15 protein-coding genes and 1 pseudogene are annotated in these 14,752 nt (G+C 66.6%); 12 read left to right on the forward strand and 4 right to left on the reverse strand.

Annotated features, from left to right (window positions below):
* Positions 1 to 84 precede the first annotated feature (84 nt).
* Positions 85 to 1,543 (forward strand): annotated as a pseudogene (locus OJJOAM_RS16900) (FAD-binding oxidoreductase).
* Between the two features lie 127 nt (positions 1,544 to 1,670).
* On the opposite strand, the gene OJJOAM_RS16905 reads toward OJJOAM_RS16900, so the two are convergent.
* From OJJOAM_RS16905 to OJJOAM_RS16915, 3 genes are all read right to left on the reverse strand, one after another.
* Positions 1,671 to 3,155, reverse strand: coding sequence for an MDR family MFS transporter (locus OJJOAM_RS16905; protein WP_422650472.1), 1,485 nt, complete (start codon positions 3,153 to 3,155; stop codon positions 1,671 to 1,673).
* 231 nt (positions 3,156 to 3,386) lie between these two features.
* Complete coding sequence (locus tag OJJOAM_RS16910) at positions 3,387 to 3,671, reverse strand: helix-turn-helix transcriptional regulator (protein WP_422650473.1); 285 nt, start codon at positions 3,669 to 3,671, stop codon at positions 3,387 to 3,389.
* Positions 3,672 to 3,733: 62 nt separating this feature from the next.
* Positions 3,734 to 5,725, reverse strand: coding sequence for a methyl-accepting chemotaxis protein (locus tag OJJOAM_RS16915; RefSeq protein WP_422650474.1), 1,992 nt, complete (start codon positions 5,723 to 5,725; stop codon positions 3,734 to 3,736).
* An 838-nt stretch (positions 5,726 to 6,563) separates the two neighbouring features.
* On the opposite strand from OJJOAM_RS16915, the gene OJJOAM_RS16920 reads away from it, so the two are divergent.
* The 11 genes from OJJOAM_RS16920 to OJJOAM_RS16970 all read left to right on the forward strand — a co-directional run bounded on the left by OJJOAM_RS16920 (position 6,564) and on the right by OJJOAM_RS16970 (position 14,244).
* On the forward strand, positions 6,564 to 7,073 hold the full coding sequence (locus tag OJJOAM_RS16920; protein WP_422650475.1) for an RNA chaperone Hfq: 510 nt from the start codon (positions 6,564 to 6,566) through the stop codon (positions 7,071 to 7,073).
* Between the two features lie 10 nt (positions 7,074 to 7,083).
* Positions 7,084 to 8,277, forward strand: coding sequence for a FliC/FljB family flagellin (locus OJJOAM_RS16925; protein ID WP_422650476.1), 1,194 nt, complete (start codon positions 7,084 to 7,086; stop codon positions 8,275 to 8,277).
* A gap of 130 nt (positions 8,278 to 8,407) precedes the next feature.
* Positions 8,408 to 8,788: a flagellar protein FlaG gene (locus OJJOAM_RS16930; RefSeq protein WP_422650477.1), complete on the forward strand. Its 381-nt coding sequence runs from the start codon at positions 8,408 to 8,410 to the stop codon at positions 8,786 to 8,788.
* Between the two features lie 45 nt (positions 8,789 to 8,833).
* A complete protein-coding gene (fliD, locus tag OJJOAM_RS16935; protein ID WP_422650478.1) occupies positions 8,834 to 10,282 on the forward strand; it encodes a flagellar filament capping protein FliD in 1,449 nt (482 codons plus the stop codon).
* A gap of 21 nt (positions 10,283 to 10,303) precedes the next feature.
* The gene (gene fliS / locus OJJOAM_RS16940; protein ID WP_422650479.1) at positions 10,304 to 10,762 is read left to right on the forward strand and encodes a flagellar export chaperone FliS; all 459 of its coding nucleotides are present in this window, start codon (positions 10,304 to 10,306) and stop codon (positions 10,760 to 10,762) included.
* Between the two features lie 2 nt (positions 10,763 to 10,764).
* A complete protein-coding gene (locus OJJOAM_RS16945; protein WP_422650480.1) occupies positions 10,765 to 11,097 on the forward strand; it encodes a flagellar protein FliT in 333 nt (110 codons plus the stop codon).
* Between the two features lie 70 nt (positions 11,098 to 11,167).
* Positions 11,168 to 12,559 (forward strand): flagellar hook-length control protein FliK, encoded by a 1,392-nt coding sequence (locus OJJOAM_RS16950; RefSeq protein ID WP_422650481.1) that lies wholly within the window; start codon positions 11,168 to 11,170, stop codon positions 12,557 to 12,559.
* Positions 12,556 to 12,843 (forward strand): EscU/YscU/HrcU family type III secretion system export apparatus switch protein, encoded by a 288-nt coding sequence (locus OJJOAM_RS16955; RefSeq protein ID WP_149319505.1) that lies wholly within the window; start codon positions 12,556 to 12,558, stop codon positions 12,841 to 12,843. The genes OJJOAM_RS16950 and OJJOAM_RS16955 overlap by 4 nt, the downstream gene beginning before the upstream one ends.
* Before the next feature lie 203 nt (positions 12,844 to 13,046).
* Positions 13,047 to 13,514 (forward strand): hypothetical protein, encoded by a 468-nt coding sequence (locus OJJOAM_RS16960; protein WP_422650482.1) that lies wholly within the window; start codon positions 13,047 to 13,049, stop codon positions 13,512 to 13,514.
* 8 nt (positions 13,515 to 13,522) lie between these two features.
* Positions 13,523 to 14,119, forward strand: a complete 597-nt coding sequence (locus OJJOAM_RS16965) for a Fic family protein (protein WP_422651076.1) — start codon at positions 13,523 to 13,525, stop codon at positions 14,117 to 14,119.
* The gene (locus OJJOAM_RS16970) at positions 14,116 to 14,244 is read left to right on the forward strand and encodes a hypothetical protein (protein WP_422650483.1); all 129 of its coding nucleotides are present in this window, start codon (positions 14,116 to 14,118) and stop codon (positions 14,242 to 14,244) included. Before OJJOAM_RS16965 ends, OJJOAM_RS16970 begins: the two co-directional genes overlap by 4 nt.
* A 45-nt stretch (positions 14,245 to 14,289) precedes the next feature.
* On the opposite strand, the gene fliE is transcribed toward OJJOAM_RS16970, so the two are convergent.
* A complete protein-coding gene (fliE, locus tag OJJOAM_RS16975; protein ID WP_006577184.1) occupies positions 14,290 to 14,610 on the reverse strand; it encodes a flagellar hook-basal body complex protein FliE in 321 nt (106 codons plus the stop codon).
* Positions 14,611 to 14,752: the final 142 nt, after the last annotated feature.

The raw sequence follows: 14,752 nt of genomic DNA on the forward strand, positions 1-14,752 counted from the left end.
GTGCCGGGCCGAGTGCGAAGCCGAACGCCGAGCCGAATATCGCCGTTTCCCCTTATCCAACCGATCCCGCTACCAGACCCGTTCATGGCCACCTCGATCACTCAAACTCTTTCCACGGCCGCGCACCGTGACGCCCTGTTGTCCGAACTGGCCGCCGTGCTCGACCCCGCCGGGCTGCAGACCGGCGACGCCATCGAGACGCGCTTTCGCAAGGACTGGTACGCGCCGCTCGATCCGGTGCCGCCGATCGCGGTGGCGCGGCCGCGCAATACCGCCGAGGTGTCCGCGGTGCTGGCGATCTGCCATCGCCATCGGCAAGCGGTGGTGCCGCAAGGTGGCTTGACCGGACTGGCCGGCGCCGCGACGCCCGCCGGCGGCGAACTGGTGCTGTCGCTGGAACGGATGCGCGGCGTCGAGGAGATCGACGATCAGGCCGGCACGATGACCGTGATGGCCGGCACCACGCTGCAGGCCGCGCAGGAGGCGGCGCGCGCCGCGGACTGGCTGCTGCCGGTGGACCTGGGCGCGCGCGGCAGCTGCCAGATCGGCGGCAATATCGCCACCAATGCCGGCGGCAATCGCGTGATCCGCTACGGCATGATGCGCGACCAGGTGCTGGGACTCGAAGCGGTGCTGGCCGACGGCACCGTGCTGACGTCGCTGAACAAGATGCTGAAGAACAATGCGGGCTACGACCTGCGCCAGCTGTTCATCGGCAGCGAAGGCACGCTCGGCGTGATCACGCGCGCGGTACTGAAGCTGGCGCCGCTGCCGGCCAGCACGCAGACCGCGCTGTGCGCGCTGTCCCGCTACGAGGACGTGGTGCAGCTGCTGCGCCATGCGCAGCGCAAGCTGGCGGGCCGGCTGTCCGCGTTCGAGGTGATGTGGGCCGACTTCTACGAGCTGGTGACCACGCGCGTGTCGGGCGTCCGTGCGCCGCTGCCCGCGGGCCATCCCTTCTACGTGTTGCTGGACCTGCAGGGCGACGACGCCGGCCAGGACGCGCCCGCCTTCGAGTCGATGCTGGAGACGGCGATGGATGCGGGCCTGATCCAGGACGCGGCGGTCGCGACCAGCGACAAGGAGGCGCAGAGCTTCTGGCAGTTGCGCGACGCGGTGGCCGAGTTTCCGGTGATGTGGGCGCCCAACGCCGCCTTCGACGTCAGCCTGCCGATCGGCCGGATCGGCGAGTTCGCGCAGGCCCTGCGCGCGGCCGTGCTGGACCGGTGGTCGACCGCCGAACTGGTGAACTTCGGGCACGTCGGCGACAGCAATCTGCATGTCAGCGTCTATCTGCCCGGGGGTCGCGCTGCCGGACTTTCCGGAGCACGCGATCAGCGAAGTGGTCTATCGCGTGGTGCAGGAGTTCGGCGGCAGCATTTCCGCCGAGCACGGGATCGGCACGCACAAGAAGCCGTTCCTGGGATGCTCGCGCACGCCCGAGGAACTGCCCGTGATGCGCCTGCTGAAGCGGACGCTCGACCCGCACCATATCCTGTGCCCGGGCCGGGTCGTCGATCTGGAGGTTGTCGATCTGGACTGATCGAGCGGGATCGGGTGGGATGGGACGCCGATTGAGTGCAATTGAGCGCGCGTGAGCGGGATTGAGCGAGATGGGCCATCGAGGTGCGCCGCCTGGAATGACGCGGCGCGCCCCGATGATTCGGCCGCTATTCGACGCTCGCCGCCGCCTTGACCGGACTGCCGCGCAGCGTCGCCTCGCGCAGCCGCACAACCAGCAGCGGCGCGAGCAGCGATACCGCCGCGCTGGCGAGGAACAGCGCGCGGAAGGACCGTTCCGCGGTTTGCCGCACCAGCGCCGCCTCGGCGCCATCGCCCAGCGACAACACCTCGCGGAACAGATGCATCAGCACGTCCTCGCCGCCGGGCAACGGGCTGACCGCCATGCCGCTGTGGCGCAGCAGCGCGATCAGCACGGTGGTCAGCACCGCGACGCCGACCGCGCCGCCGAGCATCCGCGAGAACGCCGTCAGCGCGGTGGCCACGCCGACCTGCTGCGGCGGCACCGCGTTCTGCGTCGCCACCAGCGCACTCGGTAGTTGCAGGCCGATCGCCAGGCCCAGCGCCACCATCACGATCGCGGTCAGCACCACCGCACCCGGATCGACGAAGGCCAGCGCCGCGATCACCAGCGGTGCCGCGGCCGACCCGATCAGCTGCAAGGGCTTGTAGCGGCCGCTCCAGGTCATCAGCCGGCCGGCGATGAAGGCGCCGAACGGAATCGCCAGCGTCAGCGGCACCAGCCGCAGCGCCGCGCTGTCGGCTTGCGCGCCGCCGACCACCTGGAAGCGCAGCGGCAGCAGCACCGACATCGCGATCAACTGGAAGAAGCACAGGAACAGCGTGATGCAGCAGATCGCCACCGTCGGCACGCGCAGCATCGCCAACGGAATCACCGGATCGGCCGCGCGGCGCTCCTGCCAGACGAACAGCAGCAGCGCCGCCACGCCGCCGCCGAGCAGGCCCAGCGAGTCGGCGCGCCAGACATCGTGCCCCTGGCCCAGGCGCGTCAGGAACACCAGCACGCCCGTCAGCCCACCGCCGAACAGCAGCGCGCCGAGATAGTCGATCCGATGCTTGCGGCCGCCGCCGGCCGGCAGATGGCGCAGCGCGCGGCGCACCGTCACCAGCGCCAGCAGGGCCAGCGGCAGGTTGATCCAGAAGATCCAGCGCCACGACAGATAGTGCGCGAGGTAGCCGCCGATCACCGGTCCCGCCATGCTGGCGACCGCCCACACGCCGCTGACATAGCCCTGATAGCGGCCGCGCTCGCGCAGCGGCACCACGTCGGCGATGGCGGCCTGCGATACCGAGATCAGCCCGCCGCCGCCGAGCCCCTGCAGGATGCGCGCGACGATCAGCTGCGGCATGGTCTGCGCCAGCGCGCAGGCGATCGAGGCGAGCAGGAACAGCACGATCGCGAACGACAGCACCGAGCGCCGGCCGAGCACATCGGAGAGCTTGCCGTAGATCGGCGTGGCGACCGTCGACGCAATCAGGTAGGCCGACACGACCCAGGCCATCACGTCGAACCCGTTCAGGCGCAGGGCGATCTCGGGCAGCACCACGGCGACGATCGACTGCTCGAGCGCCCCGAGCAGGATCGCCAGCATCAGGCCGAAGATGACCTGCATCACCGGGACCGGTGGAGACCCGGTCGGCTCGCCGGGGTGAAGAGGCCTTGGCGGGAGGGATGACGCCGCAGGCGACGTCGGAGAATCTGCGGAGGCCGCAATGGAGGCAGCCGCGCCGACAAGGCGCAGACCAGAACGAGCGGGAGCGATCATCGGGCGGGCAAGGAGAAACAACATAGCCGGTGCACGACCCCACTGGTCGGACCGGCTTTTCTAATGAAGGACAGGAGGCTATTGTAGGCGCTTGCTTAAAAGTGTGCGTTTCTGCACGCTTTCGCTACCCTCTGAACTCCGCAAGGGCCCGATGGCCCTCGGATGAATCTCCGCAACCTGTAGCGTTAGCCCCAGGATATCGCCCAAGCGACCAAGCATATCGAGCGTGAAGTTGATACGGCCATGCTCGATGCCGCTCACGGTCTGTCGAGAGATGTCGGCCATCCTGGCCAGCATCTGCTGCGTCAAGCCAAGCGCCATTCGTTTCTGGCGAATGGCATTGCCTATTAAAGCGCGATTCATTTCTGGCCTCCTTTGCTTGTCGATTGTGCGCGACAAACGGAGGATCGCAGTGGCCCTGGGAGCTATGGGCTATGCCATCGGCCTGCTTTCGCCTGGCGAGATATGTTCAGAAACTCTGCCAGTCGTCGGCCCCAGCACCGGAAGCTTCCGTCGCCAAGGCGGACGGCCGTAGCGCCGCGGGTCGGGCCTTCCCAGGCGTTGCGGCGGCACTGCCGGCTCTGGATTCGCGGTGGCGCCTGTCGGCAGCGGGCTCGCTCCCGCGCCGCGGTCGACATGGCCCCTTGCGCCGACGACTTCCCCAACGGCGCCGCCATGGCGAGCGCCCGTTCCCGGGCCGGTTCCGCGGCACGCGGCAATGCGGCCGGGGAAGCCTCGACGCGGAACTTGGCCGCGTCCTGCACCAGCCCGGCGGCCTGCTGTTGCAGGCTCTCGGCGGCCGCCGCGGCCTGTTCGACCAGCGCGGCATTCTGCTGCGTCACGCTTTCCATCTGCGCGATCGCGCGGTTGACCTGCTCGATGCCGGTCGACTGCTCGGCGCTGGCGGCGGAGATCTCGCCCATGATGTCGGTCACGCGGCGAACGGCTTCCACGATGCCGTCCATGGTGCCGCCGGCCTGCTCGACCTGGCGGGCGCCGACTTCCACCTGCTCCACCGAGCGGTTGATCAGTTCGCCGATCTCCTTGGCCGCCGCGGCGCTGCGCTGCGCGAGGCTGCGCACCTCGGCCGCCACCACGCTGAAGCCGCGCCCCTGCTCGCCGGCGCGCGCGGCCTCGACCGCGGCGTTCAGCGCCAGGATATTGGTCTGGAAGGCAATGCCCTCGATCACGCCGATGATCTCGGCCACCTTGGTCGACGACTGCGAGATGCCCTGCATCGTCTCGACCACGCTGCGCACCGTGCGTCCGCCCTCGGCGGCCACGGCCGAGGCGTTGACGGCCAGCTGGTTGGCCTGGCGGGCGTTGTCGGCGTTCTGGCGCACGGTCGAGGTCAGCTGCTCCATCGAGGCCGCGGTCTGCTGCAGCGAGGCCGCCTGTTCCTCGGTACGTTGCGACAGGTCGGTGTTGCCCTTGGCGATCTCGCGCGTGGCGCCGTCGATCGCGCCCGAGGCGCCCTGGATGCCGCGCACCAGCACGGACAGTTCCGCGAAGGCGCGCTGCATGGCCTTCAGCATCCGCCCCATCTCGTCGTCGCCCTTGGCGCGGACGGCGAAGGCCAGGTCGCCCTGTGCCAGCGCCTCGGCAGCGGCCAGCGCCTGCCGCGCCGGTCCGGCGATCGAGCGCGTGATCGCCACGGCCAGGCCGACGGCCAACAGGGCGGACACCGCGCCCAGCGCGAGCAGCAGATTGCGCGTGAACAGATAGTCGGCCTGGGCCTGCTCCACCGCGTCGACGGCCATCTTGCGGCCCGAGGCGATCAGCGTGTCGAGGCGCTCGAAGTACGCCGCCTGCGCGGCGGGCAGCGTGACAATCAGGCCCGCTCGCGCAGCGACGAACTCGCCCGCCTGCAACTGGGTCAGCAACTGGTCGAGCTGGGTGTTATACGCGGCGCGGTGCTTGCCGAGCTCGTCGAAGACCTTCTTGAGGCCGGCGTTATCCGTGGCGGCAATCAGCTTGGCAAGCTCGTCGAGCGTGGTGCTCATCTGCTTGCGGCGCTCGTTGACGCGGCCGACGTTCTGCTGGACCACGGCCGGATCCTCGGTCAGCACCGCGTCCCGCACCATGATGCCGATGGCCTGCGCGCCCTCCTTGACGCCATCGAGTTCCATCACCTTCAGCAGACGCTGCTCGACGGTCGTCCGCATCGACGCGTTCATGTCGCCGAGCGCGATCAGGCCGAAGCCGGCCACCACGGCCAGCAGCGCCACCATCGCGGCAAAGGCCGCCGCCAGGCGCGCGCCAATGCCGAAATGCTTCCATCCTCCCATACCGCCCCCTTTTCTCTCGTAGTCGACGTCGCGCGCGCATGCGCGACGGTGCATCGCTAACGGCAGGAGGGAGCGCTTTCTTGATGGGGAACCGGTACGGCCGGAATATGGCCGGGTGTCGGGCGTCACCGGGAGGTGTCAGGAAAACCAACGCCAGGCACAGGCGCCGTAGGCAAAGGGAATGCAAACGGAAAACAAGGGGCAAAACTCCCGTCAACTCCACCGATCGCTCGAGACGGGACAGGTGTCCAATTGACGCCGAGCATCCGGTATTCCGCCTGAGGCGGCGAAGACGTCCGGCATTGCACAGGACGCGGGCAAAAAAAGAAGCCCACGCGCGGGGTGCTCGTAGGCTTTCCAGGACTGCTAGAGCCGATTGGCTCGTGGCCGACTATAGCGGTGCTTAGATGAGGTGTAAATAGAGTTTCCATCAGGGTAAATGCCGATAGTGACACTTACTTTGTTTTACAAATAAAACAGGGACAGACCGTCGGGCGACACGCCCAAAAGCGCCGAGGTGAGTACCTACTCGGAGGGAAACCGGCTTTCCATGCACCCATCCCTACCAGCGCGACTCTAAAAGCACTTCAGGCAGTGCACCGGCTCGTATATCGACAGATGTATGCAAGTATTTAATTAGAGGTTTACCTCTAGACGGTTGACCGAGCCCCTTCGATCCCCGAGTTGTAAAAATTTGTTACTCTCCGGGCCGAAGTATTCCCCTTCTCTTCTGGCAGCACCGCCAGTCCGACCGTCGAGGCAGAACATCCGCGAACAACAAGCGCCACGGCCGCAAGGACACGCGATGGCTTCCCCCGCGCCGGTACCGAGAGCGAATGTTTCATCCCTCGCCATGATCAGGCTCTCGCCAATACGGATACCGTCACGCCGCATCCGCGCCGGCTCGTGCCTGATCCCCGTACCGTTGTCTGCCGACAGAACCCTATCGGGCTCGACCGGAGAAGTCGTGAAGTATCAGGAAATCAGAAGTATTCGCCCGGGCCGTCAGCTGCAGGACCGACAACTGGCTTTTCACCGCGCCAGCCGGCATCCGGTGGTGCTGCACCTGACCAGCGGCGTGCGCCTGCACGGGGTCGTGGTCGGCGCCGACGCCTATATGGTGTTGCTGGCGACCGCCCCGGGCGACCCGGCGCCCCAGATCGTCTACAAGCATGCGATCGCGGCAATCACCCCCGACAGCGCCGACGGGCAGCCGATCCAGCTGCCCCAGGACGAGGTCCCGCCCGAGTTCGTCCGCCTGTTTACTCCCCCGCACGCGCTCCAGGCGGCGCGCCTGAGCCCCGCGCGGAGCCGCCCGCAGCCTCGCAATGACAGCTTTCCGCACCGCCGCCGAAAGATCACTCTAAACCTTTCGGCAGCCCGGTCGATAACCTTGGCAACGGAGGCACTTCACGCCCTGCAGTGCAGGCAGCCAACGTTACGGCACCCGCCGGAATGCGTAAAACATTGCAAATAGGAGTCGTACCATGGCGCAAGTCATTAATACCAACTCGTTGTCTCTGATGACTCAGAACAACCTGAACACGTCGCAATCGGCGCTGAACACCGCGATCCAGCGCCTGTCCTCGGGCCTGCGTATCAACAGCGCCAAGGACGACGCGGCTGGTCAAGCGATTGCCAACCGCTTCACCGCCAACATCAAGGGCCTGACCCAGGCTCAGCGCAACGCCAACGACGGCATCTCGCTGGCTCAGACGACCGAAGGCGCGCTGACGGAAGTCAACAACAACCTGCAGCGTATCCGTGAACTGTCGGTGCAAGCCGCGACCGGCTCGAACTCGGCTTCGGACCTGCAGTCGATCCAGGACGAAATCAAGCAGCGTCTGGAAGAAATCAACCGTGTCTCGGAACAGACCCAGTTCAACGGCGTCAAGGTTCTGGCCAAGGACACCAAGATGAACATCCAGGTCGGCGCGAACGACGGCGAAATCATCGCCATCGACCTGAAGGAAATCACCGCCAAGACCCTGGGTCTGGACGGCTTCAACGTGTCGGGCCCGAAGGGCACGCCGGCCGCTCTGGTCGCCGCCGACTACCAGGCCGCCTACGGCACCACGACCAACGTGACGACCACCGCCGTGACGGAATCGAACGCTGGCGACCTGGCTTCGCGCCTGGGCGTCGCCGCCGGCAGCGTTGTTCTGGCTGGTACGGCCGAGAAGGACGACAACGGCAACTGGTACGCCACCGTGACGATCACGGCCGCCGACGCGACCGAAGTCAGCACGCTGAAGGCCAAGGGCTTCGAAGTCGAAGCGACCGTTGCGAAGGAGTTCTACGTCGCTCTGGATCCGCAATCGGCCGACGTGACCACCACCGCCGGTACCGCCGCTTTCGCGATCGACACCGCCAACATCCAACTGGCCAGCATCACCTCGGGCGCGAGCTCGAACCCGCTGGCCAAGCTGGACAAAGCCCTGTCGGACGTCGACACCCTGCGCAGCTCGCTGGGTGCGGTGCAAAACCGTTTCGACTCGGTGATCTCGAACCTGGGCACCACGGTGACCAACCTGTCGGCTTCGCGTTCGCGCATCCAGGACGCTGACTACGCAACGGAAGTGTCGAACATGACCCGCGCGCAGATCCTGCAACAAGCTGGTACCTCGGTGCTGGCCCAAGCCAACCAGACCACGCAAAACGTGCTGTCGCTGCTGCGTTAATTCGCAACGGCGCGGAAGGCCGGGCCGCAAGGCCCGGTTTTCCGCTGGGAATGCTTTGCAGGCAGTTCGCTGCCTGCAAAGCGTTTCTTCGGAAGCGCCCAGATCGAACCGAACCGAAGCGGAATCGACCATGGCACCTCCCTCCGTCTCGCCCGTCGCCACGCCCTCCGGCGTGGCCCTGCCAGCCGTGCCGCAGAGCACGGCGGCCGCATTGCCGCCGCTCGCCGGCGGCGCGGACCCGGCCATCGCGCCGATCTCGCCGACCGTTCACGGCGAGGCCGGAGAGGCAGCGGTCGACATCCGCCGCGCGATCGGCGAGCTGACGGAGGTGCTGCGTACCACGTCGATCGGCCTGCGCTTCGAGATCGACGAAGTGACCAACCGCGTCGTGACCAAGGTCATCGACAAGGAAACCGGCGAACTGATCCGTCAGATGCCGACCGAGGAAGTGCTGCGGTTCGCCCGCGCGCTGGACAGGCTGCAGGGCGTGTTCGTCCGCCAGGCGGCATGACGCCCCGCCCATCGTAGACAAGCTGAACAACAAAGGCAGAAGACCATGGCTACCATCTCCAACATCGGTATCGGCTCCGGACTCGAACTCGGCCCGCTGCTCGAAAAGCTCGAGGCCGCGGAAAAGGCGCCGCTGAAGCTGCTCGAGACCCAGGCCTCCAGCTACCAGGCCAAGCTTTCCGCCTACGGCACCCTCAGCAGCGTACTGTCGGCCTACCAGAGCGCCGCGAAGAAGCTGTCCGATGCGGCCACCTTCGGCGCCGCCAAGGCGGTGGCCGGTTCCAGCGACATCATGACGGCCGCGGCGGGCTCCAACGCCGTGCCGGGCACCTACTCGGTCAACGTCACCAGCCTCGCGCAGGCGCAATCGCTGGTCGGCACCAACGTCGCCAGCCAGACCACCGCGATCGGCACCGGCAAGATCACCTTCGAATTCGGCGAGCGCCAGGGCTACAACGAAGGCACCGGCGGCTATACCGATCCGCTGGGCTTCACCGCCGACGCCGCGCGCACCAAGACCGTCGAGATCAAGCCGGGCCAGAACACGCTGCAAGGCATTCGCGACGCAATCAACCAGGCCAACGTCGGCGTGACGGCCAGCATCGTCAACGACGGCAGCGGCACGCCCTACCGCCTGGTGCTGACGTCCAACACCACCGGCGAAAAGTCCAGCATGCGGATTACCGCGGACAGCCCCGAACTGAGCAATCTGGTCGGCTTCGATCCGACCCAGGCGGTGCAGCCGAGCGGCATGCAGGAAACGGTGCGGGCGACCAACGCCAAGCTGAAGATCAACGGCATCGACGTCGTCAGCCAGAGCAATACCGTGACCGACGCGGCCCAGGGCGTGACGCTGACGCTGAACAAGACCGGCACCACCAGCCTGACCGTGACGCGCGACACCGACGCGATCAAGGCCGCGATCCAGGGCTTCGTCACCGCGTACAACAACATCCAGAGCACGGCCAAGTCGCTGACCGCGTTCGACACGACCACCGGCAGCAGCGCCGCGCTGAACGGCGACAGCACGCTGCGCTCGATCCAGACCAGCCTGCGCAGCATGCTGAACGTGCCGCAGCCGGACGGCAAGGGCGGCACCATCACGCTGTCGGAAATCGGCGTCGCGTTCACCAAGGACGGCACGCTGCAGGTCGACGACAAGAAGCTGACCAAGGCGATCAGCGAGAACCTCGGCGGCGTGACCTCGATGTTCTCGCACACCACCGGCACCGGCGGCTACGGCAAGCAGATCACCGACGCGATCGACGACCTGAATGAAACCAACGGTGCGATCAAGGTCGCCACCGATGGCTTGACCGAAAGCCTGAAGGACCTGGAAGACCGCTACACGCAGGTCGAGGACCGCGTCAACACGACCATCGAGCGCTACCGCTCGCAGTTCACGCAGCTCGATCTGCTGGTCAGCAAGCTGAACCAGACCAGCAGCTATCTGAACCAGCAATTCGCCGCGCTGGCCAACCAGACCAAGAAGTAACCAACGGCAAGGATCGCCATCATGTATGCGCGCCAAGCAATCAACGCTTATGCCCGGGTCGGCGTGCAGACCGGGGCCATGAGCGCCAGCCCGCACAAGCTGATCGCCATGCTGTACGACGGCGCGCGCTCGGCCATCGCGCGGGCCAAGTTCCATCTCGATGCGGGCGACGTGCAGGCGCGCGGCCAGGCCATCTCGAAGGCGATCGACATCGTCGACAACGGCCTGCGCGCGGTGCTGGACCACGGCACCGGCGGCGAGATCGCCGCCAATCTCGAAGCGCTGTACGACTACATGACCCGCCGCCTGCTGCTGGCCAATGTGCGCAGCGATGTCACGCTGCTCAACGAGGTCGACGCGCTGCTGGAAAACCTCGCCACCGCCTGGGCGCAGATCGGCGAGCCGGAAGCCGGCGAGAACGCCGGGCAACCGGCGGCCTCCGCCCAGTCCGAAGTCCTCGCCGAAGCGCAGGAGAACTGATCATGCGTACCGTTTCTCCCACCGTGCTGAACTACGAGGAACTGCTGGTGCTGTCCGAGCAGATGCTCGAAGCGGCCGAGGCGGAAAACTGGACGGCCTTCAACGACGTGCAGATCGTCTATCTGGCCGTCGTGGACCGCCTGCGCGAGATCGAGCACAACGTTCCGGTCTCGGCCGAAGAACGGATGCGCCGCCACGCGCTGCTCGACCGGATCCTGGCGTACGACGCCCGCATCCGCGACCTGATGCTGCCGCACCTGGCGCGTCTGGGCCAACTGCTGGGCGACTCGCGCCGCCGCCAGAATCTTTCGCACGCCTACGGCAGCCCTGCCTGATCCCATGCCGGGTCCCGCTGGCCGTCGCCGGCAAGCCGGTGACCCAGCGGACCATCCGGAACCCTCCCCCATGACCGCGATCCATCTGCCGCCCGGTTCGCCGTCAGGGCAAGGCCTCGATGCCAACACGCTGCGCGCGCAGGTGTCGGCCAACAAGCTGGCCGCGCTGATTCCAACCGCCAGCCCCGGCGGCGCCACGGTCCGGCAATCCGACGGCACCGCCCCCGGCACGGTCGAACTGCCGGTGCGGCCCGGTGCAACGGGCCAGGCCGCGGCCACCCCGCCGGCCGGCTCCACCCGCGAAACCCTCAGCTTCGCCGCCCGCACCATCCTTACCCTGCTCGCCCAGGGCTCGGCCGCGCCGCTGCGCAGCGCCGGCCCGCTGCTGGCCGTGCCGCCCACGCGCCTGCCCGAGGGCACCACGCAGGTACGGCAGGCCCTGATGCATCTGGTGCAGGACAGCGGGCTGTTCTATGAATCGCATCTCGCGCAATGGATCGCCGGCGAACGTGGGTTGGCCAGTCTGGCCCGCGAGCCGCAGGCCGGAATCGGCCGACATCCCTATCCCGGCGCGGGCGCCGGCGGGGCACCGCAGGGGAGCGCCGCCTTGGGCCAAGGGTCCGCGACGGGCGCCTACGGACAGCGGCCCGGTGCGCCGATGCAACCTTCGAGCACCGCGCCCTTTCCGAACCTGCTTCCCGCCTCGCCTACCGACGCCCAGGCCCTGAGCAGCGCGATCCAGGCACTGGCTGCCGCCGAACCGTCGCAGGCGGTGCTCGACGCGGCGTTGAACGCGGCCCGCTCGGCCGCGAGCGGGGGACCCGAAGCCAGCGCCGACGATCCCGCCGCGACTGCGGGCGACACCGGCGCGCGCGGCGCAGATGCCCCGCGCGGCCACGAAACCCCGCGCTTGCTGCAGGCGGCCGCGCAGGCCTACCAGGCCGCCGCCAACGACGCCGCCCGTCAGGCCGGCGCGCAGACCCTGCTGAGCGTGACCACCGACGACGCACTGGCACGGCCCGACGCAACGTCCAACATGGCGAAAGCCGAAGCCGCGCCCGCCATCCATCCGAATACCGAAGGCATCGTGCGCCAGCAGCTCGAACTGCTGGCCACCCAGCAGTTCCGCTGGGCCGGCGAGGCGTGGCCGGGCACGCCGATGCAATGGGACATCGCCGAGCGGCAGCAGGAGCAGGGCTCGTCCGGCGAGCACGGCGACGGGGCGGGCGAGCGCACCTGGTCCAGCCGCCTGGTGCTGGAGCTGCCTCAGCTGGGAACAGTGGAAGCGCGCCTGACGCTGACGCCGAACGGTGTGGAAACCCGGCTGGCGGTGCAGGAAGAGCGCATCGTGCGGATGCTCGATAGCGCGCAGGGCCGGCTGCGCGAGAACCTCGGCGCGCGCGGCATCGAGCTGCTGCATTTCTCGATCCGCCGGGACACCGACGCGGAGGGCGCCGCATGAGCCAGCAGGACTCGCCCCGCGGCGCCGCGGTCGCGCTGTCGTACCGCCAGAACGATGCCGCCCCGCGGGTGGTGGCCAAGGGCTACGGCCTGATCGCCGACTCGATCATCGCGCAGGCCCGCGAGGCCGGCGTCTATGTCCACGACTCCCCGACGCTGGTCAACCTGCTGATGCAGGTCGACCTCGACAGCCAGATCCCGCCGCAGCTCTATACGGCGGTGGCCGAACTGCTGGCTTGGCTGCATCGGCTGGAAGTCGATACCGGAATCGTGCGGATCGAATAACGCCGATAGGCGTTTTTCAGAGCCGTCTCATCGACCGGGCCACCAAGGGGCGGCAAGCTATCGGCTGCTCTCGCACCATCCACCCCTACTACGATCTCTACAGACATTTAAGGAAATTCCTTTCCTTTCAATGACTTGTAGGATATAAAACCCCACAATCATCGCTCCGACCATACGCTCAATCGCCGTTTCCCTTGCGCACCATGCTCGACATTTCGTCGTTTCAGCCGCTTTTTCCCGAGGAACATGTGCTTGCTGAGCCACGAGAGCGGACCAGTACTCTTCTACAGAAGGTCCAGGCTCTCTCGGCATACCAGAAGACGCCTGTCGGACAAGCGGTGGCACCGTTATTGCGGAGCATGAACTCCTACTACTCGAACAAGATTGAAGGGCAGCACACCACACCCGCCAACATCGAGCAGGCATTGCAACGGCAGTATTCAACCGACAGCGACGAGAAAACCAAGCAACTGCTTGCCATTGCGCACATCCGTACCGAGGAGACGTTGGAGCAGCGGTTGGTCGGCATGCAGATCGAAGATTTGTTCGACCCTCTCTTTGTCCAGCATATCCACCGCTTGTTCTTTGACGCCATGCCGGCCGAATACCGGCAAAGCGAGCAAGGCGAAAACGTAATACCGGGCCAATATCGTGGAAAGTCGGTTCGCTAGGAAAACACATCGCGCCCGAGCCGGCTGTCATTCCGCGCTTGATGAGGGAATGGAGCGGATGCTACCGGCGCATACGGGGAATGGAGAGCATCCTGATCGCCACGGCTTGCTCCCACCACCGGCTCGCGTGGGTTCATCCATTTATTGATGGCAACGGACGGGTATGTCGGCTGCATACCCATTTGATACTCCACCGCATTGGATTGACGCAGGGACTATGGTCGCCTCTGCGGGCCTTCGCGCGAAGCCAGGAAACATATTACGCGAGACTCGCCAATGCCGACCTCCAGCGCCGGAATGACCTGGACGGCCGCGGGAATCTGTCTCAGGAAGAATTGGTCAACTTCGTGCTGTATTTCCTGGACTGCTGCCTGGATCAAATCGACTTCATGTTGGGCATGATGGATTTTGCGGGCCTGCGATCCAGGTTGCATCATTTGCTGGCCTATCTGCATGCCAACCCATGGCAAATCGGCTCGGAAAAATCGCTGATCCGACCCGAAAAAACCCTGCTGGCCCTCGAGACTGCGGCGCTGATGCGCCCGCTGAGCCGAGGCGAGTCGCTCAGATTCTCGGCGAAAGCGCAGCCACGACACGCCGCGTGACGCGCTCCCTGATCGACTTCGGCATCCTGCGATCGGGATCGCACCGCGATGATCTGCACTTCGCACTGCCGCTACAAGGCCTTCGTTTCGTCTTTCCGCGGCTGTGGCCAGAGGCGGAAGTCTGAGCGGAACAAGAGTGACGCGGCGCTATCGCTCGCCGCCCTTCACGCTTACACCGCCATATTCATCACTTCCTGATACGCCATCGCCAGCCGGTTGCGCACCTGCACACCCGTCTGGAACGAAATGCTGGCCTTCTGCATTTCGATCATCACGTCGTTCAGCGCGACGCCCGGCTTGCCGAGCTCGAACGCCTCGGCCAGGCCGTAGGCGCGTTCCTGGGCGCCGCTGATCTTCTGCAGCGAGCGCTGCAGCTCGCCGGCGAAGCCAGAGGCGGCGGCCGGGGCGGTCTGGGAAGTCGTGCCCGACGCGCTCTGCGCCAGGCCGCGCAGCTGCTGCAGCATGCCTTCGATGGATGCAATCGAACTCATCGGTCTGTCTTTTCCGTGATTGGCGAGGCGCCGAAACGAGGCCGGCACCCCTGAATGGGTCGATCGGAAGGGCTTGGGAACGCCAAACGCGGGCCCCGCCCAATCCAGCAGCCGAAGCGTACCTGCCGCGTCCGGCCCGGCA

Source organism: Cupriavidus sp. H18C1 (assembly GCF_049311595.1).
Lineage (GTDB): Bacteria > Pseudomonadota > Gammaproteobacteria > Burkholderiales > Burkholderiaceae > Cupriavidus > Cupriavidus cauae.

Bases quoted from the DNA above. Each gene is read 5' to 3' on its own strand.
- OJJOAM_RS16905 (WP_422650472.1), bottom strand. From the start codon at position 3,155: ATGCAGGTCATCTTCGGCCTGATGCTGGCGATCCTGCTCGGGGCGCTC.
- OJJOAM_RS16910 (WP_422650473.1), bottom strand. From the start codon at position 3,671: ATGAATCGCGCTTTAATAGGCAATGCCATTCGCCAGAAACGAATGGCG.
- OJJOAM_RS16925 (WP_422650476.1), top strand. From the start codon at position 7,084: ATGGCGCAAGTCATTAATACCAACTCGTTGTCTCTGATGACTCAGAAC.
- OJJOAM_RS16930 (WP_422650477.1), top strand. From the start codon at position 8,408: ATGGCACCTCCCTCCGTCTCGCCCGTCGCCACGCCCTCCGGCGTGGCC.
- fliD (WP_422650478.1), top strand. From the start codon at position 8,834: ATGGCTACCATCTCCAACATCGGTATCGGCTCCGGACTCGAACTCGGC.
- fliS (WP_422650479.1), top strand. From the start codon at position 10,304: ATGTATGCGCGCCAAGCAATCAACGCTTATGCCCGGGTCGGCGTGCAG.
- OJJOAM_RS16945 (WP_422650480.1), top strand. From the start codon at position 10,765: ATGCGTACCGTTTCTCCCACCGTGCTGAACTACGAGGAACTGCTGGTG.
- OJJOAM_RS16950 (WP_422650481.1), top strand. From the start codon at position 11,168: ATGACCGCGATCCATCTGCCGCCCGGTTCGCCGTCAGGGCAAGGCCTC.
- OJJOAM_RS16955 (WP_149319505.1), top strand. From the start codon at position 12,556: ATGAGCCAGCAGGACTCGCCCCGCGGCGCCGCGGTCGCGCTGTCGTAC.
- OJJOAM_RS16960 (WP_422650482.1), top strand. From the start codon at position 13,047: ATGCTCGACATTTCGTCGTTTCAGCCGCTTTTTCCCGAGGAACATGTG.
- fliE (WP_006577184.1), bottom strand. From the start codon at position 14,610: ATGAGTTCGATTGCATCCATCGAAGGCATGCTGCAGCAGCTGCGCGGC.